At 33.0% G+C, this 26,637-nt stretch carries 25 protein-coding genes, 2 tRNA genes and 1 pseudogene; 17 read left to right on the top strand and 11 right to left on the bottom strand.

The features are described 5' to 3' along the window. Nucleotides 1-124: 124 nt before the first annotated feature. Nucleotides 125-2,554, bottom strand: a pseudogene (locus ABDW27_RS00200) (DUF5916 domain-containing protein). 300 nt (nucleotides 2,555-2,854) lie between these two features. Between ABDW27_RS00200 and ABDW27_RS00195 the strand changes: the two are divergent. Beyond that, a complete protein-coding gene (locus ABDW27_RS00195; RefSeq protein WP_343694058.1) occupies nucleotides 2,855-3,580 on the top strand; it encodes a murein L,D-transpeptidase catalytic domain family protein in 726 nt (241 codons plus the stop codon). Here ABDW27_RS00195 and ABDW27_RS00190 read toward each other — a convergent pair. Beyond that, entirely contained in the window at nucleotides 3,569-5,155 is a 1,587-nt protein-coding gene (locus ABDW27_RS00190) for a L,D-transpeptidase family protein (RefSeq protein WP_343694057.1), read from the bottom strand. The genes ABDW27_RS00195 and ABDW27_RS00190 overlap by 12 nt on opposite strands. Nucleotides 5,156-5,683: 528 nt before the next feature. Between ABDW27_RS00190 and ABDW27_RS00185 the strand changes: the two genes are divergently transcribed. Together ABDW27_RS00185 and ABDW27_RS00180 are read left to right on the top strand one after the other, a co-directional pair. After that, nucleotides 5,684-5,756 (top strand) — tRNA-Gly (locus ABDW27_RS00185). Between the two features lie 94 nt (nucleotides 5,757-5,850). Next, nucleotides 5,851-5,923, top strand: a tRNA-Gly gene (locus ABDW27_RS00180). A gap of 142 nt (nucleotides 5,924-6,065) precedes the next feature. Here ABDW27_RS00180 and pepE read toward each other — a convergent pair. Continuing rightward, nucleotides 6,066-6,773, bottom strand: a complete 708-nt coding sequence (gene pepE / locus ABDW27_RS00175) for a dipeptidase PepE (RefSeq protein ID WP_343694056.1) — start codon at nucleotides 6,771-6,773, stop codon at nucleotides 6,066-6,068. Nucleotides 6,774-6,936: 163 nt separating this feature from the next. On the opposite strand from pepE, the gene ABDW27_RS00170 reads away from it, so the two are divergent. From ABDW27_RS00170 to ABDW27_RS00140, 7 genes are all read left to right on the top strand, one after another. Next, a complete protein-coding gene (locus tag ABDW27_RS00170; protein WP_343694055.1) occupies nucleotides 6,937-7,704 on the top strand; it encodes a carboxypeptidase-like regulatory domain-containing protein in 768 nt (255 codons plus the stop codon). Then, a complete protein-coding gene (locus ABDW27_RS00165) occupies nucleotides 7,691-8,419 on the top strand; it encodes a carboxypeptidase-like regulatory domain-containing protein (protein ID WP_343694054.1) in 729 nt (242 codons plus the stop codon). The genes ABDW27_RS00170 and ABDW27_RS00165 overlap by 14 nt, the downstream gene beginning before the upstream one ends. Continuing rightward, a complete protein-coding gene (locus ABDW27_RS00160; protein WP_343694053.1) occupies nucleotides 8,409-9,161 on the top strand; it encodes a hypothetical protein in 753 nt (250 codons plus the stop codon). Before ABDW27_RS00165 ends, ABDW27_RS00160 begins: the two co-directional genes overlap by 11 nt. Next, nucleotides 9,161-9,667, top strand: a complete 507-nt coding sequence (locus ABDW27_RS00155; protein WP_343694052.1) for a DUF6702 family protein — start codon at nucleotides 9,161-9,163, stop codon at nucleotides 9,665-9,667. Before ABDW27_RS00160 ends, ABDW27_RS00155 begins: the two co-directional genes overlap by 1 nt. Nucleotides 9,668-9,734: 67 nt before the next feature. Further along, nucleotides 9,735-11,972 carry a M1 family metallopeptidase gene (locus ABDW27_RS00150; protein ID WP_343694051.1) on the top strand — a complete coding sequence of 746 codons (2,238 nt, stop codon included), beginning with the start codon at nucleotides 9,735-9,737 and terminating at the stop codon, nucleotides 11,970-11,972. Nucleotides 11,973-12,076: 104 nt separating this feature from the next. After that, nucleotides 12,077-12,424: a twin-arginine translocase TatA/TatE family subunit gene (locus ABDW27_RS00145; protein ID WP_343694050.1), complete on the top strand. Its 348-nt coding sequence runs from the start codon at nucleotides 12,077-12,079 to the stop codon at nucleotides 12,422-12,424. 1 nt (nucleotide 12,425) lies between these two features. After that, nucleotides 12,426-12,989, top strand: a complete 564-nt coding sequence (locus ABDW27_RS00140; protein ID WP_343694049.1) for a phosphatase PAP2 family protein — start codon at nucleotides 12,426-12,428, stop codon at nucleotides 12,987-12,989. Between the two features lie 84 nt (nucleotides 12,990-13,073). Here the strand turns inward: ABDW27_RS00140 and ABDW27_RS00135 are convergent, their stop codons facing one another. From ABDW27_RS00135 to ABDW27_RS00105, 7 genes are all read right to left on the bottom strand, one after another. Beyond that, nucleotides 13,074-13,799 carry a phytanoyl-CoA dioxygenase family protein gene (locus ABDW27_RS00135; protein WP_343694048.1) on the bottom strand — a complete coding sequence of 242 codons (726 nt, stop codon included), beginning with the start codon at nucleotides 13,797-13,799 and terminating at the stop codon, nucleotides 13,074-13,076. 160 nt (nucleotides 13,800-13,959) lie between these two features. Further along, nucleotides 13,960-14,601: an O-methyltransferase gene (locus tag ABDW27_RS00130; protein WP_343694047.1), complete on the bottom strand. Its 642-nt coding sequence runs from the start codon at nucleotides 14,599-14,601 to the stop codon at nucleotides 13,960-13,962. 112 nt (nucleotides 14,602-14,713) lie between these two features. Beyond that, a complete protein-coding gene (locus tag ABDW27_RS00125) occupies nucleotides 14,714-15,079 on the bottom strand; it encodes a hypothetical protein (protein ID WP_343694046.1) in 366 nt (121 codons plus the stop codon). Nucleotides 15,080-15,282: 203 nt separating this feature from the next. Continuing rightward, complete coding sequence (locus ABDW27_RS00120; protein WP_343694045.1) at nucleotides 15,283-15,807, bottom strand: hypothetical protein; 525 nt, start codon at nucleotides 15,805-15,807, stop codon at nucleotides 15,283-15,285. A 29-nt stretch (nucleotides 15,808-15,836) separates the two neighbouring features. Beyond that, nucleotides 15,837-17,228: a hypothetical protein gene (locus tag ABDW27_RS00115; protein ID WP_343694044.1), complete on the bottom strand. Its 1,392-nt coding sequence runs from the start codon at nucleotides 17,226-17,228 to the stop codon at nucleotides 15,837-15,839. A gap of 5 nt (nucleotides 17,229-17,233) precedes the next feature. After that, complete coding sequence (locus tag ABDW27_RS00110; RefSeq protein ID WP_343694043.1) at nucleotides 17,234-17,803, bottom strand: YceI family protein; 570 nt, start codon at nucleotides 17,801-17,803, stop codon at nucleotides 17,234-17,236. A gap of 250 nt (nucleotides 17,804-18,053) precedes the next feature. Further along, a complete protein-coding gene (locus ABDW27_RS00105) occupies nucleotides 18,054-18,641 on the bottom strand; it encodes a YceI family protein (RefSeq protein ID WP_343694042.1) in 588 nt (195 codons plus the stop codon). A 202-nt stretch (nucleotides 18,642-18,843) separates the two neighbouring features. Between ABDW27_RS00105 and rlmN the strand changes: the two genes are divergently transcribed. Then, nucleotides 18,844-19,893 carry a 23S rRNA (adenine(2503)-C(2))-methyltransferase RlmN gene (rlmN, locus tag ABDW27_RS00100; protein WP_343694041.1) on the top strand — a complete coding sequence of 350 codons (1,050 nt, stop codon included), beginning with the start codon at nucleotides 18,844-18,846 and terminating at the stop codon, nucleotides 19,891-19,893. 213 nt (nucleotides 19,894-20,106) lie between these two features. Here rlmN and ABDW27_RS00095 read toward each other — a convergent pair whose 3' ends face one another. Further along, nucleotides 20,107-20,967 carry a hypothetical protein gene (locus ABDW27_RS00095; RefSeq protein ID WP_343694040.1) on the bottom strand — a complete coding sequence of 287 codons (861 nt, stop codon included), beginning with the start codon at nucleotides 20,965-20,967 and terminating at the stop codon, nucleotides 20,107-20,109. 161 nt (nucleotides 20,968-21,128) lie between these two features. Here ABDW27_RS00095 and ABDW27_RS00090 point away from each other — a divergent pair, with 161 nt between their 5' ends. The 6 genes from ABDW27_RS00090 to dnaG all read left to right on the top strand — a co-directional run. After that, nucleotides 21,129-22,106 (top strand): polyprenyl synthetase family protein, encoded by a 978-nt coding sequence (locus tag ABDW27_RS00090; protein ID WP_073412429.1) that lies wholly within the window; start codon nucleotides 21,129-21,131, stop codon nucleotides 22,104-22,106. Between the two features lie 202 nt (nucleotides 22,107-22,308). Then, nucleotides 22,309-22,869, top strand: a complete 561-nt coding sequence (locus ABDW27_RS00085; RefSeq protein WP_343694039.1) for an RNA polymerase sigma factor — start codon at nucleotides 22,309-22,311, stop codon at nucleotides 22,867-22,869. Next, complete coding sequence (locus tag ABDW27_RS00080) at nucleotides 22,856-23,569, top strand: hypothetical protein (protein ID WP_343694038.1); 714 nt, start codon at nucleotides 22,856-22,858, stop codon at nucleotides 23,567-23,569. Before ABDW27_RS00085 ends, ABDW27_RS00080 begins: the two co-directional genes overlap by 14 nt. Nucleotides 23,570-23,815: 246 nt before the next feature. Further along, nucleotides 23,816-24,160, top strand: coding sequence for a hypothetical protein (locus ABDW27_RS00075; protein WP_343694037.1), 345 nt, complete (start codon nucleotides 23,816-23,818; stop codon nucleotides 24,158-24,160). Continuing rightward, a complete protein-coding gene (locus tag ABDW27_RS00070) occupies nucleotides 24,157-24,843 on the top strand; it encodes a hypothetical protein (RefSeq protein ID WP_343694036.1) in 687 nt (228 codons plus the stop codon). The genes ABDW27_RS00075 and ABDW27_RS00070 overlap by 4 nt, the downstream gene beginning before the upstream one ends. Before the next feature lie 119 nt (nucleotides 24,844-24,962). Beyond that, nucleotides 24,963-26,637 (top strand): DNA primase (gene dnaG, locus ABDW27_RS00065; protein ID WP_343694035.1); only part of this gene is annotated, 1,675 nt, incomplete at its 3' end.

Here is a 26,637-nt window from a genome sequence, read left to right as displayed (position 1 = left end):
CAAAGATAAGGCATTTCTAAAATTTGAAGAGAAAGCTTTATGACATTTATGTTTAATAAAACGAAGTGTAACAAAAAATATTAATTTAATTATATTACTCTTTATTTTTTAAAATTTATTCACGCTAAGCTCTTTTTCGAATCTTATTTTTGACAGCATTGTAGTCGATAAAATATTTTACACTTACAGAAAAAATGTGTTTTAAGGCATCATTGTTTAATAGCCCCGTTACGTTGTGTTTGAAATCTTTATCAATGATGCGTTCAAAATTGGAAGCATTGTTTCTGTACAAAGCAGAAAGCTGGCTTCCCGGAGCAAACCACCATGAATAAGATAAATCAGCATTCCAGGAATAGAAACTTGAATTTTTATTCTCAGTATACTGCGGGTACGGAGTTAAAGATCCGTCTTGTTCAAGTTTTAAAATGTCTTTGTTTTCTGCCGAAGACCAATATTGACGAACAGCCAGATTAAGCGTCATAGTGCTGTTAATAGCATATTTCCCTGTAATCGTATTGGCGTAAGTAATAACATCACGATTAGCAAAAACAATAGTTTTAGGAGTATTGTCATTGTCGTCATCATCGTAGCTGTCGATGTATCCTTTGTTGTTATTTCGTTTAAGAAAACTGAAACTATATACTAAAAGAAGTTTATCGCTAAAACGGTATCTCGGACTAATATCTGTACCGTAAGCCGCTCTTCCGGGTTCATCAGCAACTGATAATGACGGATTTATATCTATAGCAAACTTATGATTGTAGTTTGTTGAAATGCTTCACCAAAAATCAAATTTTCTTGGAATTATAACGTATCTGTTTTCAGCTCTTGGCTCATAATAATCATGAGATTCAAGAGGCGAAACAGTAATACCCATTCCGTAATAATTGTTTTTTACAGTACTTAAATTTACTTCTGCTCCAATTTTATTGTCCTGAACTTTTCCTGAATCTTTATTGAATTCGGTATAGGTGTCAAAATCAATTTTAAAACTATTAAAAAGTTTGGTCGGATTTAGAATTCGGTAATTGGCATTTCCGTAAAAATTATAATAATTAGTATAGAAATTAATTCCTAAATCATTCGGGTCGAAATCTTTTGAAACAAAATCAGTACCTACACTATAACGGTATTTACCACTGGTTTCGGCAAAACTAACCGTTGAGTAAAACCCATGTGTGTTTTTGGTATCATTAATGGTACTGTATTTTACATTTCCAAACAAGCTGTAAGTATTGGCTTTAGTATTTAAATCCCAGGCTAAACCCGTTACATTGGCATCTTTATAATGACCGTTTCGGGTAACATTTGTATTGATAAGCGTAACAGATGAATTTTTGCGAAAACGCTGATCCAGAACCAAAACATTATAATTGGTAAGCGGTTCAACAACTACACGTCTGGTTTCGCCGGTTATGGTATCTTTTATAGTAGCAAAAGTTTTTTCGGTAACGGCATTTAAAACTCCAACTCCTAAACCGTTTTTAGTTCTTCCGGAAAGTTTTAAGGCATTTATCAAATTGACATTTTGTACTGTTTCGATAACTTCTTCATTATCTTTTAAATCAGGCTCAACAGAAGGTTTTCCGCCAATTCTTCTCGAATAAAACATATTTCCTTTATTAAATAAGTCGGTTCCTTCGGTAAAAAAAGCTCTGTTCTCGTTAAACTGCTGTTCAAACGGACCTAAATTCAAAATCTGGTCGTCGTATTTTGTCTGTCCAAAATCAGGAATTAAAATCGCATCAAGAGTAAACGCATCTGTAATTCCGTATTTAATATCCATTCCGCCTTTTACAGTTCCGTAAGTTTTTTGCCCGTCGGCAGCATTCAAATAATAAGAAGCATAAGGCATAAAAAACAATCGGGTAGGAGGTTTGATATTTTCAATTCCTTCTAAAGCACCGGTTTGCTGAGTAAAAGTCCCAATTTTTTTGTCAACAAAATTCCAGGTATATTTATAACGAGTACGTTTTATTTCTCTAAAAAAATTAATTCCCCAGGTTTGTTTGTTTTCCTGAGAAAAACGCAATGCCGAATATGGAATTTTTATTTCTGCAACCCATCCGTTTTCTGTAATGGCAGCTTTGCTTATCCAAACGGCATCCCACGAATAATCTTCACCATTAGCATCTGTCATAATACAATCTCCCTGAACATCAGCTGCCGAAACATAAAACATAAAATCCTGCTGGCCGTCATTAAAACCATTAATAAAAACGCCAAAAAGATCAGCTGTTCCAAAATTATCGCGCTGAGAAATTTCTTTTAAAATTTTATTAGGCTCATTATCATACATCATGGCACCTATATATATGGCATCATTATCATACAAAACCCTGACGCTGGTTTTTTTGTCGCCTGGTTCAGCCTTTCCATTGTCTGGTTCAAGAGTAATAAAATCTGAAGCCATTTGAGCATTTTCCCAAGCACTTTCATCTAGTTTTCCGTCAATAGAAATATTTTGCGAAATAGATTTCGCCTGCAGTGTTTTTTTCTGACCAAAACAGCATAGAGTAGATAAAAGAAGAATAAGAAAAGCTAGTTTTTTCATGAAAAGTTAAAAGAAAATGAGTGTAAAAGTACTTTAATATAGAAATAATAGACTACTTTTTTTTCTACTTGTTACAGTTTAAGTTTCAAAATTTCCATCTTTTTCTACTTTTTTTAAGAAAAACGGCTGAAATATTATGATTTTTTGCGTGAGAAAAAATCTTACAGAAACATTAGAATTATGTTAATAATGTTAAATTTTAAACAAAAAAAGCCTGATTTACAGTGTTTTATTTTGAGGCCTTTCAAAAATTTATACTTTTGCTCTACCCAAATCTTATTATTAACCTAAAGAAATTCAATGATTTACAAAATTTATCCGCTATTGGTGTTTTTTCTATTGTCTTTTGGTAAAGATTCAAAAAACACTGCCGAATTGAAATCTGCAAAAAGCAGAAACATTGCAAAAGTTGAGACAAACCTTTCTGTTGATGCTAAAATTGCAAATGTGTATAGCACATTAGACGCGAACAATTGTAAACTTCCTGAGCTTAAAACTTTTACAGAAGCTTTAAAAGGATTTTATCTTTTAAAAGAAAAAGGAGTTATCCAAAAAAACATTCTTACGTTAATTGATTTCAGTCTTTCATCAAATACAAAACGTCTTTGGGTGATTGATTTGACAAGCAACAAAATTTTGTTTAATTCTTTAGTGGCTCATGGTAGAAATACCGGAGAAGAATTTGCTACGGCATTCTCAAATTTAAACTCTTCATTTAAAAGTAGTTTAGGTTTTTATGCAACTGGAGAAATCTACCAAGGTAAACACGGTGCATCGTTACGTTTAGACGGTTTAGAAAGAGGTCTTAACGATAACGCCCGCGATAGAGGTGTGGTAATGCACGGAGCAGACTATGTTTCTGAATCTTTTATCAGAGATCATAAAAGATTAGGCAGAAGCCAAGGCTGTCCAGCAGTTCCTGTTGAATTAACAGATGAAATCATCCAGGTCATAAAAGACAAATCATGTTTGTATATCTATCATCCGTCAAGAAATTTTATTATGGATGAGAAGCTAATCTCTTAATTTAGCATACAAATCCGAATCAAGATTATAAATATCAGCTCTGAAAATGAGCTGATTTTTTTTGCTCCAGGCTGTCCAGTACCATTGATACAAAGCGTATTTTTTGGTGATTTTAAAGCTCATTGTTTTTTTAGAAGCAATTATAGTATCGATTTTTTCTTTAGAAAACCTTTCAGGGTCATCCAAAATGTGCTGTGCTAATTCAAGAGGATTTTCTACACGAACACAGCCTGAACTTAGCGAACGGTTGCTGCGTTCAAAATAGTTTCTGTGGTTCGTATCGTGCAGGTAGACACTATGATGATTTGGAAATAAAATCTTCATTAATCCTAATGAATTGTTATAACCCGGACTTTGTACGTATCTGTAATTGTTAGGTTTATTTTCGTTCCAGGCATGCGGTTCTACAACATTTCCGGAAGTGTCATAAATTGTTATGTTTTTCTTAGCTAAATAATTTCGGTTACGTTTCATAGCCGGAACCACATCTTCCTTTAAAATTGTTGGCGGAACAGTCCATGTAGGATTAAAAACCACCGTTTTTAAAACCGACGTAATGATAGGCGTTTTTCTTTTACTCGTTCCTACAACGATGTTTCGAACTAATGTTGTGTCTTGATTTTCAACTACATTCAGGCTGTAGTCAGGAATATTTATAATAAAATAGTTTTCGGCAAATTCAGCTGGGTACCATCTCCAGCGTTCTAAATTTGCAATGATTTGCTGTTTTCTTTTTTCTTTAGAATAATTTAAAGCACTGATTGTTCCTGCACCAATAACACCATCATTAGCCAAGCCATGTCTTTCCTGAAATGCTTTAACGGCTTCAAATGTTTTTTGATCGTATTTATTGGTAAGACTGTCTTTTCCAGACATGTCTTTCCAGAATAAAAGCCTTTTTTTAATATTGATTACAGCATTATTTGTGTCATTTAAAGTTATTTTCTTTGCAGAAGTTTCAATAGTTGGAATATCTTCATCAGGAAAAGTATTAATAACTTCAAGTGATTTTAATAACTCTTTATAAATTATTGATTTTGGCTGAATGTTCTCGACAATGCTGTCTAATTTATTGTTGTTAAAGGCTTTGATTAATACATTGTTTACATCAAAGGTTTTTTCATCTAAATCCCAGTCTGTATATAATTTCTTCGGATCAAGTTTGCCTTTATATAAGTGACTTAAATATAATTCGAAATTATAAGTTAGTAAAATATCATAAGTGGCTAAATCAGAATCGTTTAAACTACTAATTTTGCTTTCCAGTTTTTTAAGCTGCTCTATTTTGTAATCTTCCGGATTTAAACCTAATTCTTCCGATTTTTCTAATTGAGTAATAACATATTGTCTCTTTTTTAGATTTCCCCAAACGGTTTTATTTTCAGATGAACTATAAAATTGTTTAAGAGTTTCACTTTTAAAAGTGCCTAAAAGTGCAGTGTCAACATCTACTTTTCTTTCATCAGTAAGTATAATTGCCGGAGCTTTTTTTGTGATTACGGGTGTTGGTTTTGGATCGTTTTTTTTGCATCCAATTAAACAGCAAACCAATAAAAAAAAGTAAAGTTTCTTCATTCTATAAAATTTTAAACATTAAATAATGCTTTAATATCAAATGGTTCACCTTGGGGCTGGTATCTCATTTTTATGTAAAGCCAATGACAACTGTTATGGCTAAACCAAATTAACTTGACTTTGGTTACATTGCTGTGTAGGTTTACAATGTCTGGCAAAGCTTTTTCAAATCCTCTAATTTGAGTTTAATTTCGCTCGGCAAATATAGGATTGATTTTGTCTAATAACGAAATAATTCCTGTTAATTCTTTATTGTTATAAAAATTCAAAAAATATACTATTTTTAAAGATCATTTTCCCAATAGATTCGGGGCTTTCGATTGATTTGTCTTTTCAAAGACGAAACGAACGAGTGATAAAATTACTTTTCATGCATTTTCTAAATAATGCTCATGATTTTTTAAAAATAATTGATTTTATAACTTTTTAATTTTAAATGCGTTATAAATAAATGTTGTTTTTATTTAATTTTTTTTGCCAAAAAGCTTGTTTTGCACTTAACTTTCTTTTTATATTTGCACCAGCAATGCGAAAGTAGCTCAGTTGGTAGAGCTCCAGCCTTCCAAGCTGGTTGTCGCGAGTTCGAGCCTCGTCTTTCGCTCTAAAACAAGCCTTATAGTTTGTTTCGCAAAAATAAATTTTTTGATTTTTATTTTTTTTAAAGATTAAATTTTTTAAATTTGCACCCTGTTAATGCGAAAGTAGCTCAGTTGGTAGAGCTCCAGCCTTCCAAGCTGGTTGTCGCGAGTTCGAGCCTCGTCTTTCGCTCTTTAAAAGCCTCAAACATTGTTTGAGGCTTTTTTGTTTTTATTATTTTTTGAACCATATAAGTAATATAAGTAAAGTAAGTTTTTAAGGTGTTTATAAACTCTAAATTAAATGAACTTAAATTACTTATATGGTTCAAAAATTATTTTAAATCGCTCAAATCGCTTTCTGTTTCTAATTCTTCAGGAATTTGATTTTGTTTAAAAAGTCTGGCTTTCAAAGAACCTTTTAAAACTATCATATTTCCTTTTACTTCAAGCCAGCTTCCTTCTCTTAAGCCTAAAACCGGAATTGAATTAAAAGCATGAAATTCTTTTATTCTTGTTTCGCGTGTTTCGCCCATATGCTGTGAATTTGTATCCGGATCTAAATAATGTGGATTTAAATTAAACGGAATTAATCCTAAAGTTTGAAAACTTGGCGGATAAATAATAGGCATGTCGTTGGTTGTCTGCATAGATAAACCGCAAATATTACTTCCTGCGCTTGTGCCTAAATATGGAGTTCCGCTTTTTACTTTTTCAGCCAGAAGCTGCATGACGTTGTTTTTGTATAGCTGAGTTACAAGCAAAAACGTATTTCCGCCGCCGGTAAATATTCCTTCTGCATTTTCGATTGCTATTTCCGGGCTTTCAAATTCATGAATGCCTTTTACATTGATATTTATAACTGTAAATGCTTCAGAGACTTTTTTTGTGTATTCGTCGTGTGAAATTCCGCCCGGTCTAGCATACGGAATAAATAAAATAGTTTTACAGTCTTTAAAATGATTTTGTAATGTAGGTAATAAATACTCTAAATAACTGCCGCCGTGCAAAGTAGATGTGCTGGCGATGATAATACTTTTCATAATTCTAAACTCAAATTCTTTTGGTTAAAGATATGAAATAAAGTGTCTCTCCAGAATTGTAAAATAAGAGTTTAATTAACATATTTTTACCAACTTCTTAATATTAAATTTGGACGACATTAGGATATTTTTACCTTTTTAATAATTTCCTAAATTTTCTATTTTGACAAAGGGTATTGTATGTTTTTTAGTTGTTGTTATAAGTCAGAATTCCTGGTCTCAAAGTCAGGAACGCACTCTCATTAACGGAAAAATTACTGCAAATACTAACGATTTAGAAGGGGTGTATGTTGTTAATTCTCAAACAGAAACAATGACAACAACAGATGCTTCCGGAGCTTTTTCAATTTTAGCAAAACCAGATGATGTGCTTGTTTTTTCTTCGATTCAATTTAAAGAAAACAGGGTTTCGCTGACTTGTGATAATTTTACCGATTTGAATTTTACGGTAAAAATGAATCTTGTCATGCATCAATTACAGGAAGTTATCGTTAAAAGATATGATAATATAAATGCGGTTTCTCTCGGAATTGTTCCGGCCGGACAAAAAACATATACCGAGGCCGAAAGAAAATTACATACGGCATCAGATTTAAACGCTACGGCCAGTGCTACCGGAATGGTGGGCGGATCAATTTCTGCAGATCCTTTGTTTAATTTTTTCTCAGGAAGAACTGCGATGCTGAAAAAAGAAGTTGAGGTAGAGAAAAAGGAATTTTTCATGAGACTTTTAGAAAAAATGTTTACTCTTGAGCATTTTGTTGAACGCTTGAAAATTCCGGCTGAATATGTAAAAGGATTCGAGTATTATGCAGTTGAAAACAAACAGTTTACCAATATTTTGAATTCAAAAAATAAAACTTCAACCGAATTTTTACTGGGAGAATTAGCAGTAAAGTATAAAGAAATGATTGCCAGTGAGGTTAAATAATACGCTACATATAATTTTAATTTTCTTTTTTGTTCAAATTGGTTTTGGGCAAAATGGCTCTTCTAAGGAAATTCTCGGGCAGATTTTTGAAAAATCGACTTCGGTTGACGGTGTAAATATTATTAACAACACGACCCAGGTTTCTACGATTTCTGATGCCGACGGGCGATTTTCTATTACAGCAAAAGAAGGAGATGTTTTGGTTTTTTCTTCAGTCAATTTAGAACCGCTAAAACGCAGGATTTCTGCAGAGGATTTGAATGCAAGTCTGCTTGTGATAAAAATGACAGCAAAAGAAATTGAGCTTAAAGAAGTGGTTGTAAATGATAATTACGGAATTACGGCTGAAAATTTAGGAATTGTTCCGCGTGGTCAAAAAACATATACACCAGCCGAAAGAAAAGTATATACGGCAACTTCAACATCTGTAGATAAACTTTTGAATGCTATTTCTGGTCGTACTAAAATGCTGAAAAAAGAAGTAAATGTAGAAAAGAGAGAAATGCTTTTTAAGAAAATAGAATATCTTTTTGATGAGAATTATTATACTGAAAGATTAAAAATTCCGGCAGATGATATAAAAGGATTTCAATTATATTGTGTGGATGATGCTGATTTTGCCGTATCTTTGAATACAAAGAACAAAACAATGAGTATGTTTTTAATAACAGATTTAGCTCGGAAATATCTAATAATTCTTGAAAATGAAAAATAAACTAGGAATATTCGTTGTTTGCTTATTTTGTCAATTCATGTCCGGACAAAATAACTTCAGGAAACCACTACACGGTCAGGTTACAAACAAATCTCTTTCTATTGAAAGCGGTTATATCATGAATATTAATGCCAAATCCAGAACTTTTATAGGTCCGGGCGGCTTGTTTGATATTTTGGCTCAGCCAAAAGATACACTGGTTTTTACAGGTCTTGCTTTTCAGTCTAAAAAAATTGTTTTAACAGAAAAAGATTGTTCTCAGATACTTTTTACGGTGCCTCTGGAATTGATTAGTAATGAGTTAAAAGAAGTTGTGGTTCGTAAAGATTTAAAAGTAAAATCATTAGACAGCAATACGCAGCAATATGTTGATAAGCTGTATGAAGATGACAGACAATCGACTGCAAAAAATACAGTGATGTATTCTGATCAAACCATTAAATACGGAATGGATTTTGTTCGAATTTTTAAAGATCTTAAAAAGGCTCTTTCTAAAAATGAAGAAGTAAAAGAAGAAGAAATCTCCGATATCGCTTTTGTAGAATATTCAAAAGCTAATTTTAAACCTGATTTTTTTACCAAAACATTAGGTTTACAAAAAGATGAAGTCGATTTGTTTTTGATGTATTGTTCTAATGATCCGGAATCAAAAAGACATGTTGGTGAAGATCAGAAATTTGAGTTGATAGATTTCCTAATCAATAAAAATGCTGAATTTAAAAAAGTGAAGGCCTCTCAATAATGAAAAAAATATTGATTTATCCTGTAATAGGGATATTGTTTCTGTCGCTTTCTGCCTTTGCCTTTCATAAATTTTATGTAGGTGTTTTTCAGGTAGATTATGCTGCGGAGAAAAAAATGATTCAAATTACTTCAAGAATTTTTGTGGATGATTTGAATAACGCAATGGAAAAAAAATACCATAAAAAAACGTTCGTAGGAACCGAAAAAGAAACACCTGCTGATATCGATTTACTTAAAAAATATCTTACTGAAAACTTTTCGATAAAAATAAACGGACAGTCAAGACCCATTACTTTTTTATCGAAAGAGATTGAAAGCGACGATGTTTTAGTTTGTTATTCCAGAATAAAAGAAGTCGATAAATTTAAAACAATCGAAATTTCAAATAGCATACTTGTAGACTGGAGCAGTGAACAGCAGAATATTACGCATATTTCAGCATTTGGTACCAAAAGAAGTGTTCTCTTTACAGAATCTTCAAGGAAAGAATTGTTAAAGTATTAATTAATAAGTTAAATTAATATTTTAATTGTTATTTTCACACCCTGACAAAAATTACCATTAAACTTTTATGAAAAAGCTTTCATTATTATTAATTTTTCCGGCAATGTTAGTTGCTCAGGAAAAAGCTGCAACCCCAAAGCAGCAAGGCAAATACGATACTAACAAATTCAGCCAGATGTACGATTTACTGGCAACACCAAATATGTTTCGTACGGCTTCGGGAGCGCCGGGTCCTGCTTATTACCAACAGCAGGCAGATTACAAAATTGATGTAGAATTAGATGATAAAAACTCAAAACTAAGCGGTTTTGAAACCATAACATATACTAACAATTCTCCGGATGTTTTAGAATATCTATGGGTGCAGTTAGATCAAAATCAGGCAAGAGCAAACGGACAAACGTCTCTTGCTGAAGGTGAAAAACTTAGTCAGGTTTTACCGCTAGATGGCTTTGCAACTAAATATCTTAAAAAAGATTTAGAGCGTGGTTTTAATATTGAGCAGGTAAAGGATGTAAAAGGAAACCCAATGTCGTATACCATCAACGAAACGATGATGCGTATCAATTTGGTTTCGCCTTTAAAACCGGGAGAGAAAATCTCATTTTCGGTAAAATGGTGGTATAACATCAACAATTATAGAAAAGAAGGTGGACGTTCTGGTTATGAATTCTTTGAAAAAGACGGAAACAAATTATATGTAATTGCTCAGTTTTATCCAAGAATGGCCGTTTATAATGATGTAGAAGGCTGGCAGAATATGCAGTTTTGGGGAAGCGGAGAGTTTGCTCTTCCTTTCGGGAACTTTGATGTAAATATTACTGTTCCTGCAGATCACGTAATTGATGCAACAGGAGAATTAACAAACAGAAGTGAAGTTTTTACTGCAGAACAAGTTAAACGTTACGAACAGGCTCAAAAATCATTTGACAAACCGGTTGTAATTGTAACTCAGGCAGAAGCAGAAGCTGCTGAAAAAGGTTTTTCTGAAAAGAAAAAAACATGGAAATTCAGTGCAAAAAATGTTCGTGATTTCGGGATTGCAACTTCAAGAAAATTTATCTATGATGCAATGGCTGTAAAAATTGGAAACAGAACGGTTATGGCGGAATCTGTTTATCCAAAAGAAGCAAACCCGCTTTGGGGAGAAACTTCTACATTGGTTGTAGCACATACTTTAAAAAGTTATTCATCTCACACTTTTGATTATCCTTATCCAAAAGCTGTTTCTGTTTCTGCAGAAGATCAGGGAATGGAATATCCAATGATTTGCTGGAATTTTGGTCGTCCGGACGAAAATGGTGTAACGACAAAAGAAGTTAAAAATGGAATGATTGGTGTTGTTATTCACGAAGTTGGACACACTTTTTTCCCAATGATTGTAAACTCAGATGAGCGTCAATGGACTTGGATGGATGAAGGTTTAAATTCATTTTTAGAATATTTAGCAGAGCAGGAGTGGGATTCAACTTTCCCATCAAGACGCGGACCTGCAAAAAATATTGTTCCTTACATGAGCGGTGATCAAAAGTTTTTAGAGCCAATTATGTCTAATTCTGAGACAATTCACCAATTTGGGAATAACGCTTACGGAAAACCGGCTACAGGACTTAACATGTTAAGAGAAGTAGTTATGGGTAAAGAATTGTTTGACTACGCATTTAAAACATATGCAAACAGATGGAAATTTAAACACCCAACTCCAGAGGATTTCTTTAGAACTATGGAAGACGCATCTGCGGTTGATTTAGACTGGTTTTTTAGAGGATGGTTTTATTCAACTGATTTCGTAGATATCGGAATTAAAGATGTAAAACAATATTATGTTTCTGAAACTCCAACTGCGGATATTAAAGATGTAAAAGTTAGAAAAGGTCGTTTTGGTTTTGAAAAAGGTCCTTTTGTTTACTTAGTTTCAGGAGATAATCCGGAAGTAAATGCTTCAAGTAAAAAAGCTTTAAAATTAGACGATGTAAAAACATTATCAGATTACGTAGATCAGACTTTTACTGCAGAAGAAAAAGCAAGTATCAAATCGCCTAAATATTTCTACGAAGTTGAATTCAATAAACCAGGCGGAATGATTATGCCTATTTTGGTTGAAATCACCTATGAAGACGGTACAAAAGATAACTATCAATATCCGGCACAAATCTGGAGAAAAAACAATGATACGGCTAAGAAAGTTTATGCAACTGCAAAAGCGATTAAGAGCATTCAGATCGATCCAAAATTGCTTACGGCTGATATTGATGTAACCAATAATTCATGGCCAAAGGTTGAGCAAAAATCAAAATTTGACTAAGAACAAACTAAAAAGACTCTGTAAAGAGTCTTTTTTTTTAAGTAAATTTTAAAACTGTGCGCTTCAAAATTTAATATCTTTGTGGCACAACAAAAATAAAAGATATGTTTGGTATAGGAGGAGGAGAATTAGTTTTCATACTGTTTATAGTACTAATGCTTTTTGGTTCTGATAAAGTGCCGGAAATTGCCCGTACAATGGGGAAAGCTATGGCTCAACTAAAAAATGCAACTAACGATATTAAAAGTGAAATTCAAAAAGGAGCAGAGGCAAATGGGCTTGATGCAAAATCTTTGAACAGTTTAACGGGTAATATTAATGCAGAAATTGAAAGTGCAAAATCTAATTTATTAGGAGATACGACTAATTTGTTAGGCGATACTGCAACAGAAATTGACAAAGTAAAAGAAGATATTGACTCACTTTCAGGACCTATAAAACGCCAAATGTAATATGCTTGAAAAAATAGAACAATTAGATATCAATTTATTGGTATATCTAAATGGATTAGGTTCTGAAACATACGATAAATTATGGCTGATTATTACCAATCAGTTATACTGGACTCCATTCTTTTTATTATTGTTTTATCTTATTTATAAAAAAATAGGAGGAAAGCAAACCTTATATTTATTGCTTTTTATAGCAGTTTTAATTGCTTTTACAGATCAAACTTGTAATTTGTTTAAGCATACTTTTCAGCGTTTACGACCATGTAATAATCCTGATATTAATACCATTATCAGAGTGGTTCAGGTTAGAAAATCGTTTAGTTTCTTTTCCGGACATGCTGCAAATACAATGGCAGTAGCAACCTTTTTATATTTGGTTTTAAAAGATCATTTCAAATATTTTGGACTATTGTTTTTATGGCCTTTAATATTTGCTTACAGCCGAATTTATTTAGGATTGCACTATCCGGGTGATATTCTTACGGGATATTTCTTTGGAGCACTTTTCGGTTTTTTAATCTTTTTAGCTTATAGAAGATTGAAAAGGCAATATTTTCCCGTATAAGGGCTTTTTAAAGGTTCTGAGGTTCTAAGATACTAAGGTTATAAGTTTTTATTTTGAGAAAACTTAGAACCTTTTTTAGTCTTTTTAATTGTGTAGAAGAATAGCTTTTTCACTCCATTCTAATCCTGCGGGAAGTTGTTGTCTGCTAAATTCAATGTGAATTACTCTTCTTCTTTCGTTATTTGTGGTTTTATTTGAAGCATGAAATAATAAAGGTCTCATGATCATAACTCCGCCTTTTTCTACTTCACAAATCGTTTCTTTTTCGTTTTTAAAATCCATATGTTCTATTCTTAGGATTCCTTTTGAATGTGAATTATTGATGACTTTTAATGCACCATTTTCTCCTGTGGTCTTATCAATATGAATTCTGATTGTGAAATTGTTTTCTAAGATTTCTGTTGGAGGCTGAACGGCATATTGATTTTGTTTTACAGTCCAGTTTTCGAAATTTTCAACTTCAATCTTCTTATCCACAGAAATAGTTAAATCCTGATGATAAGCCACAAACCAATTTGACTTTTCAGGTTTATCAAAATAGATTGATTTGGTTATGAAATAGCCTTTTCCAAAATTAGACTCAATTATTTTATTTAAATTTTCATTAAAAATAAAGTCTAAAGTTTCCGGTACTTCTCTGTGAAATTGTCTAATAGCAAATAAATCCTGAGATTTTCTAAAAGTTGCATTAGCAGAATCGTTTTCGGTTACATCTTCAATTAATGAAATTAGTTTTTCGATTTCATTTTCAGAATAAACATTGTTTATAATCGCAAAACCTTCAGAATTTATTTCGGTGCTGTAATTCATGATTAAATGCTTGTTTAATTGCCTCCAGCTTTAGCTGGAGGTAAAATAAAATTGAAGAAAGGGCTTTAGCCAAATTATCTACTAGTGTTTAATTTGGCTAAAGCCCTTGATTTTTCTTAAATAGGTTTCTCCAGCTAAAGCAGGAGGCAATTGATTTATTTTATAAAACTCTGCTCACCGTCAATCCATCACGAATAGGCAGTAAAACGGTTTCAACGCGCGGATCATCTTTTAAAAGCTGATTGTATTCTAAAAGTACTTTTGTACTTGTGTCATTTGGATGAACTGGTTCCAGGATTTTTCCGCTCCACAAAACATTATCAGATAAAATAATGCCGCCTTTATTCATTTTCGGAACAATCATTTCCCAGTAATTGAGGTAATTTTCCTTATCTGCATCAATAAATACCAAATCAAATTTCACATCAATAGTTGGGATAATATCAATAGCTTCACCTAAATGCTGAAAAATTTGGTTTCCCCAAGGCGACGCATCAAAGTATTTTCTTTGAAAATCTACTAATTCTTCTTTAATGTCAATTGTATGTAATTGGCCGTTTTCCTGCATTCCCTCGCATAAACAAAGAGCAGCATAACCGGTATAAGTTCCGATTTCAAGGATATTTACCGGACGAATTAATTTTGACAACATGCTTAAAACGCGACCTTGAAAATGTCCGCTGAGCATTCGCGGTAAAAGTATTTTCTGGTAAGTTTCTTTATTTAGTTTCGCCAGTAATTCCGGTTCATTTTCAGAATGCTGTTCGATATAATCTTCTAATTCTTGTGATATAAAATGCATCTTGTAATTGTTGTAATTGAATGCAAAAATACAAAAAATATCTGCTGACTATTTTGTATAAAAAAACCATTCGTTTAAGCGAATGGTTTCTGGTTTTAGTTTAACTTGAAAATTATTTTTTCAAAGCTTCATTTACATCTTTAGCTGTTTTCACAGTTCCGTCTTTAGCCGCTTTAGCTGCATTTTCAACTTTTTCGGCCCCTTTTTTAGTAGCCGCTTTTACATCTTCAGCCGCTTTTTTAGTTCCGTCTTTTACATCCTGAACAGCATTTTCTGTAGCATCTTTTGCTTTAGTTGCAGCACTTTCTGCCTTACTTACTGCGCTGTCTTTTACTTCTTCAATATCTGTTGTTAAAGAATCAACTTTGTTTCCTAAGGTTAAGTTTTCTTCTTCTGGTTTAGTTTCTTTTTTATCGCATGATTGAACAGCGAATGCTAACATTGCAACAACAGCCAAACTTAAAATCTGTTTTTTCATAATAAATTGTCTTTTTAGGTTATAAAATTTAAAAGGTTATAAAGTGGAATAATAAAAATACAAATTTTAAAATTGTTGCGCGCTTTGTAAGATTATTTTTCATTTGAGTGCAAGACAATTCTTGTGCCAAATTTTTTAGTTTTGAAGAGTTGGATTAATTTTTTTTAGTTAAAAAAAAAAGCAAAAATTTTAAAGCCTTCTTTTTAGCCTTTATACAAGCTGAAATTTATTACGATATCATCTTTTACTTTTATTAAACCAGCCATTTTTACTGGTGGTTCAAGACCAATTTCTGAAAATTTCAAATTAAGAGTTCCCTGGATTTTATCATCAGAATTATATAGAATAAAGTCTTTGTATTTTAAGGTTTTATCTGTAATGTAAAAGTTTAAGCGGCATTTGTAATTTTTCCCACATGATTTTACATCTGTAATGCAAACAGTGCTGTTAGGAAATTGCTTCACTTTTACAGTTCCCTGTAAATCTTTAGTCATTATCTTATTGCCGCAATCAAAGTTTGACATTTTGATTGCGGTATTAAAAATGTCTTTTTTTAAAGAGTTTACATAAACGGTATCTTTTGCCGTAAAAATATTCGAACAATTGTATTTGCCAACAGTTGATGTCCCTGTAATTTCTATTTTAATTTTATTTATTACTAAGGCTTCATCTTCTGCTAAAAAAGAGGGCTTAGCGCTTCCTAATAAAAGGAAAGCGGCTAAACCCATAATTAAAAAAATAAACCTGTTGTACATTATTAGAATGAAATTACTGCTTCAAACATTAATCCTTTAAAACTTCCGCCGAAAAGATCATTAGGAGTTGCTCCATTAAATTGAGAGAAGTTTTTATAATTTTGATCTACGTATTCTAATTTTGCCAAAACATTTTTAGTCATAAACCACCCGGCTGCGGCTTCAAATCTGTTAATCTGGATTGCCTCTGCGTTTGCATTTGCTAATTTTCCGTCAACCAGATTGTATTTTCCTCCAATATAAAATCTTTCATTTTCGCCAAATCGATAAACAATATCCCCAACATATTGATTTACTTTACGAGTATCATCTGTTCCTTTATAATCGCCTCCAGAGGTAAATTCTAAGGTTCCAAAAAACTCAAGACCTTTGTATTTAATAAAAGGGTTTACCATATATGATGTTGCCCAGTTTCCGTATCCAGGATTAAATCTTCCCGTATCTTTATTAGCCGTTGGATCAAAGTTGTTTGCAACCGTATTAATAGGTGTCCCAGTAGCCGGATCAATAATATTATATTCAGAATGGCTCATTACTCCATAGAAACGGCTTCCAGCTCTGTCAGAAGCATATAAATTACCACTAGAATTTGCTGTATGATAATATGATCCCGTTACTCTAATTCTTAAATCATCATTAATCTGTTTGTCCCATCCAAGTTTTGCAAGAATAGAAGGGCTTATGGTCGTATTGTTGTCCGGTTTTGCCGGAGTAGCAGAAGCCTGAACAATTTCCTGTACGTTTTGATTTAGTTTTGAATTTGTAACTCCAATCATACTCACAAAACCTGATCTGTTGTAATAAATTTCAGCTCCCATTTCTGTAATGAATGCATCCATTATATTATTTCCAACGAATGGATTCATAAAAGCATTTCCGTTATCAGATCTTCTAAAGTGTGCATCACCGTAGTTATTTTCCATCTGACCAATTTTGATGGTTGTATATTTCATGAAATCAGCAAGGAAATCTTTTTTAATGAAGTCAAGCTTGTCAATTTGCAAATAACCGCCTTTTACCCATGTTTCATTGTGGTGTCTAGAAGCCAGATAAACATCTAAGTTTACACGAACACCATCATATAACTGTGCGCCAATTGTAAAGTTTGCATTTGGTAAATTAAAGTTATTTTCTAAATTATTTAATCTATAACTAGGTGCTGTTGCTAGATTTTTTTGATCATTAAAAGAGTTTAAAGCCTGAAATTGAAGTGCAAAAGCCGCTCCTATATCTACACTTAAACCTTTATAAGCTACAGTGTCTTTTTTTACATCAAATTGATTAATTCCTTTTTGGCCTCTTGGAATTTGGTTTTGAATATGGCCAAAACTTACCTGAGCCTCCACAGCAAGTGTACTGACTAATGTCAGACATAATATATATATCCTTTTCATGGCTTTTATAAATTAAAGTTTAAATTAAATTTTATGGTTAAATCCTGTCCTGTTTTGATTGTGCCAAGCAAAGCAGTTGGTGATTTCATTCCAAAGTCTGCAAAAGTGATTTTGTTAGATCCCTGCATGTTCAATCCGTCTTTTGTAACAGTGGTTTTTACAGTAGTTTTATACACCTTACTAACGCCTGCTATTGTATATGTTCCTGTTAATTCCCAAGTTGTTTCATTTACTTTTTCGGCAGATTTTAAAACATATTTGATGTTTTTATTTTTATCTGTTTTTAAAGTTTCATAGGCTACTTTGTCCATGCTTTTTTTCTCGCTTTTCACGCTTTCAGCCAAAAGACTTATTGATAAAGATTCAATGTCAGTTAATTTAGAATTAGCAATTGTAAAATTTGCTGTTCCGGTTCCTGAAGCCGATTTCATTTCCCAATCATGTAACGTTGAAGTTCCTGCAACTGAAAAGGTAGATTTGCCATCTAAAGCATAAGATTTTTGTGCTGTAGCAAATGTTGTAATTCCAAAAAAAACGATTACAATTGCAAATAGTTTTATTTTAATAGTTTTCATTTTTGTCATGTTTTTATTATGAAAAATAAGTTAACAAATTGGCCAATCTCATTCTGCATTAGAATGTTTTTTTTAACTTGATTCAAAGATCAGCCAATATTTTAGGGGATCACATGATAAAAATCATTGTTAAAATTTTATTAAATAAGTATTTAATAACTACAACGTTTTCAATTTTTTTGCATAGAATGATGCCCTAAAATCAAGTTTTGATTTTTTGAAGAAATAATTTTTTGAAAGTAAATTGGGGCTATAAATCTGAAATTTGATTTACCTGACCTAGAGAAATATTGAAAATTATAGTCAGATCTTTTCCGGCTTTTACGACGCCAAGAGCAGCCTTTGGAGGTGTCATTTCAAAATCGCCAAAAGTAATTTGGTTAGATCCCTGCAAAATAATAACGGTATTGCTGGTCGTTACTTTTACCTGAGTTTTGTATTCTTTACTAACGCCTGCTACGGTATAAGTTCCGGTTAGAATCCAGGTAGAGTCATTAATTTTTTCAGCAGATTTTAAAGTATAATCAATGCTTTTGTGAGTTTGTGTATCTAAAGCTTCATAAGCTACTTCATCCATACTCGTTTTGCCGCTTTTTAGGCTTTCTGCTAATAATGAAATAGTAAGGCTGTTTATGGCTGTCAGCTTAGAATCTTTGACAGTTAAATTGGCAATGCCGGTTCCCTCTGTTGATCTCATGGTCCAGTCATGAACAGTAGAAGTTCCGGCAACTTCAAAAGTCGATTTAGAATCAACTATAGTATAAGTTCTTTGTGCATTTAATTGAAAAGAGAATATGGTAATAAATACGGTTACTAGGATTGATTTAATTGTTTTCATCTTGATAAAGTATAGGTTATTTTAATTTGGCCAGTTCCTGAATGTGGTTGTGAACTAACCTTATTTTCTTGTATCAAAATTATCAAGGAGACAACCCAAATTAAATGATAAAAATCATGCTCAGAGTTTTATTAAATCAGTATAGTAAAGGTTTAATTTAAGAATCGGTCAAAAAAATGACAAAAGTGATTAACTTTGCAGCATGCAAATTGAGAAAAAAGACATAAGAGCCTTATCAAAAGATCAGTTACGAGATTTTTTTGTCGCAAATAATGACAAAGCTTTCCGTGGAAATCAAGTTTATGAATGGCTTTGGAGCAAAGGAGCACATAGTTTTGAGGATATGACAAATGTTGCCAAAACAACACGTTCTATGCTCGAAGAAAATTTTGTGATCAACCATATTAAGGTTGATACCATGCAGAGAAGTAATGATGGAACGGTAAAAAATGCCGTACGCCTGCATGATGGATTAGTAGTAGAATCTGTTTTGATTCCTACTGAAACCAGAACGACGGCTTGTGTTTCAAGTCAGGTAGGATGTAGTTTAGATTGTAATTTCTGTGCGACTGCAAGATTAAAAAGAATGCGAAATCTGGAACCGGGAGAAATCTACGATCAGATTTTGGCAATCGATAAAGAAAGCCGTTTGTATCACAATCACCCGCTTTCGAATATTGTTTTTATGGGAATGGGAGAGCCTTTAATGAACTACAATAATGTCATTAAAGCAATAGAAATGGTAACATCACCTGAAGGTTTAGGAATGTCTCCAAAACGTATTATGCTTTCGACATCAGGAATTCCTAAAATGATAAAGAAAATGGCCGATGATGAAGTAAAATTCAAATTGGCAGTTTCGCTGCATTCGGCAATTGATGAAACCCGCGCGAAGATTATGCCTTTCAGTAAAAACTTTCCTTTAAAAGATTTACGAGAAGCATTAGAATACTGGTATAGAAAAACCAAAAGTAAAGTTTCGTACGAATATGTGGTTTGGAAAGGAATTAATGATGATAAAGCTTCGGTTGACGCCTTAGTGAAATTCTGTAAATATGTTCCATGTAAAGTCAATTTAATTGAATACAATCCAATTGATGACGGAGAATTTCAACAAGCTTCAGAAGAATCCATTATGGCTTATATAAAAGCATTAGAAAATATTGGCGTTGTAGTAAAAGTACGCCGCAGCCGTGGAAAAGATATTGATGCTGCCTGCGGTCAATTGGCGAACAAAGAAGCTGAAGTATAGTCCCTACGGGACAAAAGTGCGGATTACGTTATTTTTTTGCTACCGATATTTAATCTCTCCGAGATAAATATTCCGTTAGGAATATCTCGTCGGTAGAACAAAAATAGCGACAATAAAAATGTCCCGTAGGGACATTTGGCAGGTAAATAAAAAAGCATTAAAAACAAGGGTGAAACTTGTTTTTAATGCTTTTTTTGTGGGCAAAAAGGGATTCTATTTTTTCAAATCAATTTCTTCAGTAACACCATCTTTGGTTACAGAAGCCATTGTGTCGCAATCTCCATTGCCATAATCAATAACAGCCGTAGCTTCGTTTTTAGTAATCGATACAACTCCTTTTACAGCAAAAGATTTTTTGCAGGAAGCTTTAAATTCTAATGGGGTGGTAATTTCTGCCGAATAAGTATCTCCGTTTGGTAAAGTTGTGGTGCCGCTTCCGGTAACTACAAATACATTATCATCCCAATTGAACCAGGTATTGTAGCCGGCGGTCATTTCTTTTACCAAAGAACCTTTTCGGCTGTAAATACTTCCATCATCAAAAGTAATAGTCAAATCAATCGCAGCGATCGAAACCGGATGCGCTTCAGCAAGTAAATCGGTTGCTTTTACAGTACGAATAATGCTTTTGCTTCCCTGAAGTTTTTTACCATTATGATAAAACCCTTCAAATGTATAACTGATAGTCTGCGTAGACGATGAAAAGTCATTAGAAAATGAAATTACCATTTTACCTTTTACCGTATTTCCGTTTTCAAGCGTACAGCCTTCAACGCCAAAATCAACAGTTTTTGTAAACGTATTATTGGTAAGAACTGTTGTTATAACAGCACATTCTGGTAAAAAGTGTTTTACATTTCCGGTAGGTTTGCTGTTTACGTTTACCTGCGAAGTGAATTGTTCTTCGGCGATATTTGTAACATCATCAATTGAGGCATCTATTTTTGCATTCGCAATAATTTCGTCGTTTGTAATTGTTTTACTTGTTCCGTCGTTTGTGTTTTCATCAGAATTACAACTTGTAATGAGTGATAAAGCGACACATGTTCCAATTAATAAAAATTTTGTTTTCATAATAAATAGTTTTTTTGGTTTTACTTTTAATCAATGAATTCAAATTAGTATTAGATTGAGGTGTTTTTGGATTGTTTTTTTTAAATTAGTACATATTTGTTGATATACTAACATAAAATAGACAACGTTTTTTTATTTAAAATAGTATATTTGAAATCGAAATGAATATTACTTCACAAATAAAACAGCCTATTATTACCGAGATGGAACTTTTTGAAAAAAAGTTTCACGAATCGATGACTTCAAAGGTTGCGCTGCTCAACAGAATTACCTATTATATTGTAAACAGAAAAGGAAAACAGATGCGTCCGATGTTTGTTTTTCTAACCGCAAAAATGGTTTCTGGCGGAATCGTAAACGAAAGAACGTATCGTGGTGCTTCGGTTATCGAATTGATTCATACCGCAACTTTGGTTCATGATGATGTGGTAGACGATAGTAATCGACGCCGCGGATTTTTCTCCATAAATGCGCTTTGGAAAAATAAAATTGCAGTTTTGGTTGGAGATTATTTACTTTCAAAAGGCTTATTACTTTCTATCGATAATGGTGATTTTGATTTGTTGAGAATTATTTCGGTTGCCGTTCGCGAAATGAGCGAAGGAGAATTACTTCAAATAGAAAAAGCCCGCAGACTTGATATTACCGAAGATGTTTACTACGAAATCATCAGAAAAAAAACAGCAACACTTATTGCGGCTTGTTGTGCGCTTGGCGCGAAAGCTGTAATTGAAGATGAAATTCAGGTTGAAAATATGCGAAAGTTTGGTGAACTAATCGGAATGGCATTTCAAATCAAAGATGATTTATTTGATTATAGCGAAGAAGCCATCGGAAAACCAACCGGAATCGATATTAAAGAGCAAAAAATGACTTTGCCTTTAATTCACGTTTTAAATACTTGTACTCCGCAGGAAAAAAAGTGGTTGATAAACTCCATCAAAAACCACAACAAAGACAAAAAACGCGTAAAAGAAGTTATTGCCTTTGTAAAAAATAATAATGGTTTGGCTTACGCCGAAAACAAAATGGTCGAATTCCAGCAGGAAGCGCTTTCTCTTTTAGAAAACTATCCAGATTCTGAGTTTAAATCAGCTCTTACTTTGATGGTGAATTATGTAATTGAGAGAAAGAAATAGTTTCTTTAATTAGAAAATCAGAAAATTTATTAATTAGATAATTGGTTTACTTTGTTGTAAATCAGTTATCTATTTTTGTTTTATTGGGATTTTGATTTTTTTTATTGAAAATTTTTCTCCCCATGCAACCATTTCAAAACTCTATGCGTCTATGCTAATAGAAGTCTGTTTCTAAAACCAAAACCAAACCGAAAGCGTATTAATGAAAATTATTCATTTACATCAAGAAGAAACCAAAATCATAAAGCTGGCTGTCGAAAACAATCGTCAGGCGCAGCAGCAGATTTACGGTAAATATTCTTCGAAAATGTTAAGCGTTTGCCGACAATATATAAAAGATATTCAGCTGGCAGAAGATGTAATGATAACCGCTTTTATGAAAGCCTTTACCAATCTGAAAAACTTTGAACACAAAGGAAGTTTCGAAGGCTGGATTCGGAGAATTATGGTTAACGAATGTATTTCGTATTTAAGAGTTCAGAAAAAAGTAAGTTTTGCCGAAGATGAATTTTTTACAGAAGAAAGTTTTAATGAAATCGACAGCCAGTTTACGGTAGAACAAATTCAGTTTTTAATTGATGCTCTGCCAGATGGTTATAAAATGGTTTTCAATTTATACGCCATCGAAGGATATAAACACAATGAAATTGCCAAGATGTTAGGAATTAATGAAGGAACATCGAAATCGCAATTATCGCACGCCAGGAAAATGCTGCAAACACAAATTACTATTTTAAAAAAACAAGATAATGGAACCGAATAATTTTGAAAAGGATTTCCGTGAAAAATTAAATCAACGCAAAATTGAACCTAGTGAAAAAGCCTGGGATCGATTAGACGCTATGTTGAGTATCGCCGAAGAAAAAAAGCCAAAGAAAAATAAAAAATGGTTTTATATAGCTGCGAGTATTATTGGTTTTTTATTGGTTGGAACTTTCTTTTTCAATCAAAAGAAAAATTCAGTTGAAGTTGTTAAAAGTGTTGTAATCGAAGAAAATATTAAAACAAATTCTGTTACAAAACCAATCTTAAATAAAGCTGATTCAGTTCAGGCTGAAACAGTAATTGTTGAAAAAGCTTTGACAGAAACTTCAAATCAAAAATCAAATAAAAAAGAAAACAACTTTAATCAAACACTAAATAAAACTAGTAAAAATGAATCAAATCAAATAGAGGAGTCTTCAATCATCAATAATCAGGAAAAACAATCAATCAACAATCAAAGTGCAGTTGCCGAAAATTCTAAAAAAGAAAATGTAGACCAATTATTAGAAACGGCCGAGAATAAAGTTTTAGCAGAAAATCCGGTAAAAAAAGCAAAAGTAAGAGTAAATGCAGCCGATTTGCTTAATCAGGTCGATGGTGAACTTGAACTTTCGTTTCGGGAAAAAGTAATCACAAAAGTCAATAAAAACTACCAAACGGTAAAAGTTGCTTTAGCGAATAGAAATCAGCAGGAGTAAGGCTAGATTTTTAGAAGCAGGAAGCAGGAAGCAGGAAGTAAGAAGCAAGAAGAAAGAAGAAAGAAAAAAGAGAGCAAGAATAAAAAATATAGATTTAAAGTTCCGAAGGAACGATCCATATCGTAGCGCCGGATTTTAATCCGGGGGAGATAGAATTCACAATTAACCATTCACAATTAACCATTCACAATTAACCATTCACAATTAAAAAATATCATCAATCACAATCAATAAAAAAAATCAATCATGAAAAATTTTACCATTTACCTCGTAATCCTCGTTTTCTTATTTGTAAGCAAAGTTCTGGGACAAGAAACTTTCGAATCTGAAACAAAAAGAATAGCCAATAAAATTGAGAAGATTACAAAAGAAGAAAAAGAAGCTTTAAAGGAAGAAGTTGAAGCAGTAAATGTTCAGTTATCAGAAGGAAAAATTACACAGGAACAGGCCGATAAGCGTAAAAAAGAATTGGCAGAAGCTAGAGCAGTAATTATGGAAGAGAAAATTACTTTGGCTCAAAACGAACTAAACGATTTAGTGCAGAAAAAGTCGACGGAAAAATCAAAGAAGATTCTTCGAGAGTGTATATGATTCGCTGGAAATCTCCAAAACAGCATAAAGATTCTATTCATGGCGAAAAAAGAACAACATCGCAGTTTGTGTTTGCGATGGGTTTAAACAACACTATGGTCGACGGAAAACTACAGGATTCAAATTATAGTTTTATAGGCTCGCATTTCTACGAATGGGGTTTTACCTATAATTCAAGATTAATGAAAAACGACAATCTGCTTCATGCAAAATACGGACTTTCATTAATGTATAATAACATTCGAGCAACAGATAACAGAAGTTTTGTTGTAAACGGCGATCAGACAGACCTTGAAGTAAATCCGGTACATTTAACAGAATCTCGTTTTAGAAATGTGTATTTGGTGCTTCCGGTACATTTAGAATTTGATTTTACAAGACCGATAGAAAAAAATGGGAAAACCTATTTTAAAACACATAAAAGTTTTCGTTTTGGAGTGGGTGGTTATGCCGGAATCAACGTAAAATCAAAGCAAATTTTGAAGTTTGAAGAAGATGATTTAAAATACAAAACGAGAATAAAAGGCGATTATAATGTAAATAATTTTATTTACGGTTTGAGTTCTTACATTGGTTACAGAGATGTGAGTTTGTATCTTAAATACGATCTGAATCCGTTGTTTCAGGATAATTTAGTGAAAGAGAATAATATTTCTTTAGGATTACGTTTCGATTTAAATTAAAAATAAAGTTGAGTTTAGTAAGTAGAAAAAGTGCTTCGAAAGAGGCACTTTTTTTTGTAAATTCAGGTTTGATTTGTGTACTTTTACAGGCTCTAATTTTTAAAAAATAATCTAACGTTTTGATTTCACAAAGTACCATAGACGCCGTTTTTGAAACTGCTCGAGTAGAGGAGGTTATTGGCGATTTTGTTAATTTAAAGCGTGCAGGAAGTAACTTTAAAGGATTAAGCCCGTTTTCAGATGAGCGCTCGCCTTCTTTTATGGTATCTCCTGCAAAAGGTATCTGGAAAGATTTTAGTTCCGGAAAAGGAGGAAATTCCGTTGCCTTTTTGATGGAACATTCCCATTTTACATATCCCGAAGCTATTCGTTATTTAGCTAAAAAATACAATATCGAAATTGAGGAAACCGAGCAGACAGAGGCTGAAAAAGCCATAACAGATGTTCGTGAAAGTATGTATCTGGTTTCAGAATTTGCGGCGAAGTATTTTCAGGATGTTTTAATTAATTCTGAAGAAGGAAAAGCAATTGGTTTATCTTACTTTAAAGAAAGAGGATTTACAAATGAAACCATCAAAAAATTTGCTTTAGGATATTCTCCTGAAACCTGGGATGCTTTAACAAAAGAAGCTCTGGGAAAAGGATATAAGCTGGAATTTCTGGAAAGCACAGGTTTAACCATTGCGAGAGAAGATCGTCCTTTTGACCGTTTTAAAGGGCGTGTAATGTTCCCTATTCACAGTATGTCGGGACGTGTTTTGGGTTTTGGAGGACGTATTTTAACCAACGATAAAAAAGCAGCAAAATACCTCAATTCACCAGAAAGTGATATTTACCATAAAAGCAGAGTACTTTACGGAATTTTTCAGGCAAAGCAGGCTATAGCCAAACAAAATAATTGTTATCTCGTTGAAGGTTACACCGATGTAATTCAGTTTAATCAGGCCGGAATCGAAAATGTAGTTGCTTCTTCGGGAACAGCTTTAACACCAGATCAAATCCGATTAGTAAATCGTTTAACGCGAAATATTACCGTACTTTTTGATGGAGATGCTGCCGGACTTCGTGCTTCTATTCGAGGTATCGATTTAATTCTGGAAGAAGGAATGAACGTTAGAGTTTGTGCTTTCCCCGATGGAGAAGATCCGGATAGTTTTGCCAGAAAAAATTCGCATGACGATTTAGTGCGGTATTTAGAAGAAAACAGTAAAGATTTTATACAGTTTAAAGCTTCTATTTTGATGGGAGAAGCCAAAAACGATCCTATAAAAAAAGCCGATTTAATCCGAGATATGGTTGCCAGTATTTCGAAAATACCGGACAGAATTCAGCGCGAAGTTTATATTCAGGAATGTGCCCGAATTATGGATATTTCTGAACAAGTTTTAGTAAGTACGCTGGCACAGCTGATTCAAAAAGATCTTTCTGAAGCAAATAAAAGACAAAAACAGGAACAAAAACCTTTTGAGGTTGTTAGAAACCAGCCTTCAAAACAAGCCAATTATTCAGGAGGAGATCCGGAAGATCCGCGAACCGGGCCGCCCGAGGATTATTATCCTGGTGATATGGGACATCAGCAAGGACCTGAAAAAGTAGATATTTTATACGGTTTCGAAAGAAAGATTATCGAAATACTATTGTTGTACGGAAATGTTTTAGAAGACTTTGAAGATGTTTTCTTAAAAGCAGATGAAGAAGGGAATGTAAAAGAGGTTTCTGAAAAAAGAAAATATAAGGTTTACGAGAAAATTTATCTAAGTCTGCAGGAAGACGAGGTAGAACTATCAAATCAAT

This window comes from Flavobacterium sp., from assembly GCF_039595935.1.
Lineage (GTDB): Bacteria > Bacteroidota > Bacteroidia > Flavobacteriales > Flavobacteriaceae > Flavobacterium.
The sequence above is the reverse complement of the archived record's forward strand: the minus strand, read 5'-3'. Positions and strand labels throughout refer to the sequence as shown.

Excerpts from the sequence above, each read along its gene's own strand:
- ABDW27_RS00195 (WP_343694058.1), top strand. The coding sequence starts at position 2,855 with ATGATTTACAAAATTTATCCGCTATTGGTGTTTTTTCTATTGTCTTTT.
- ABDW27_RS00190 (WP_343694057.1), bottom strand. The coding sequence starts at position 5,155 with ATGAAGAAACTTTACTTTTTTTTATTGGTTTGCTGTTTAATTGGATGC.
- pepE (WP_343694056.1), bottom strand. The coding sequence starts at position 6,773 with ATGAAAAGTATTATCATCGCCAGCACATCTACTTTGCACGGCGGCAGT.
- ABDW27_RS00160 (WP_343694053.1), top strand. The coding sequence starts at position 8,409 with ATGAAAAATAAACTAGGAATATTCGTTGTTTGCTTATTTTGTCAATTC.
- ABDW27_RS00155 (WP_343694052.1), top strand. The coding sequence starts at position 9,161 with ATGAAAAAAATATTGATTTATCCTGTAATAGGGATATTGTTTCTGTCG.
- ABDW27_RS00150 (WP_343694051.1), top strand. The coding sequence starts at position 9,735 with ATGAAAAAGCTTTCATTATTATTAATTTTTCCGGCAATGTTAGTTGCT.
- ABDW27_RS00145 (WP_343694050.1), top strand. The coding sequence starts at position 12,077 with ATGTTTGGTATAGGAGGAGGAGAATTAGTTTTCATACTGTTTATAGTA.
- ABDW27_RS00140 (WP_343694049.1), top strand. The coding sequence starts at position 12,426 with ATGCTTGAAAAAATAGAACAATTAGATATCAATTTATTGGTATATCTA.
- ABDW27_RS00135 (WP_343694048.1), bottom strand. The coding sequence starts at position 13,799 with ATGAATTACAGCACCGAAATAAATTCTGAAGGTTTTGCGATTATAAAC.
- ABDW27_RS00130 (WP_343694047.1), bottom strand. The coding sequence starts at position 14,601 with ATGCATTTTATATCACAAGAATTAGAAGATTATATCGAACAGCATTCT.
- ABDW27_RS00125 (WP_343694046.1), bottom strand. The coding sequence starts at position 15,079 with ATGAAAAAACAGATTTTAAGTTTGGCTGTTGTTGCAATGTTAGCATTC.
- ABDW27_RS00120 (WP_343694045.1), bottom strand. The coding sequence starts at position 15,807 with ATGGGTTTAGCCGCTTTCCTTTTATTAGGAAGCGCTAAGCCCTCTTTT.
- ABDW27_RS00115 (WP_343694044.1), bottom strand. The coding sequence starts at position 17,228 with ATGAAAAGGATATATATATTATGTCTGACATTAGTCAGTACACTTGCT.
- ABDW27_RS00110 (WP_343694043.1), bottom strand. The coding sequence starts at position 17,803 with ATGAAAACTATTAAAATAAAACTATTTGCAATTGTAATCGTTTTTTTT.
- ABDW27_RS00105 (WP_343694042.1), bottom strand. The coding sequence starts at position 18,641 with ATGAAAACAATTAAATCAATCCTAGTAACCGTATTTATTACCATATTC.
- rlmN (WP_343694041.1), top strand. The coding sequence starts at position 18,844 with ATGCAAATTGAGAAAAAAGACATAAGAGCCTTATCAAAAGATCAGTTA.
- ABDW27_RS00095 (WP_343694040.1), bottom strand. The coding sequence starts at position 20,967 with ATGAAAACAAAATTTTTATTAATTGGAACATGTGTCGCTTTATCACTC.
- ABDW27_RS00090 (WP_073412429.1), top strand. The coding sequence starts at position 21,129 with ATGAATATTACTTCACAAATAAAACAGCCTATTATTACCGAGATGGAA.
- ABDW27_RS00085 (WP_343694039.1), top strand. The coding sequence starts at position 22,309 with ATGAAAATTATTCATTTACATCAAGAAGAAACCAAAATCATAAAGCTG.
- ABDW27_RS00080 (WP_343694038.1), top strand. The coding sequence starts at position 22,856 with ATGGAACCGAATAATTTTGAAAAGGATTTCCGTGAAAAATTAAATCAA.
- ABDW27_RS00075 (WP_343694037.1), top strand. The coding sequence starts at position 23,816 with ATGAAAAATTTTACCATTTACCTCGTAATCCTCGTTTTCTTATTTGTA.
- ABDW27_RS00070 (WP_343694036.1), top strand. The coding sequence starts at position 24,157 with ATGATTCGCTGGAAATCTCCAAAACAGCATAAAGATTCTATTCATGGC.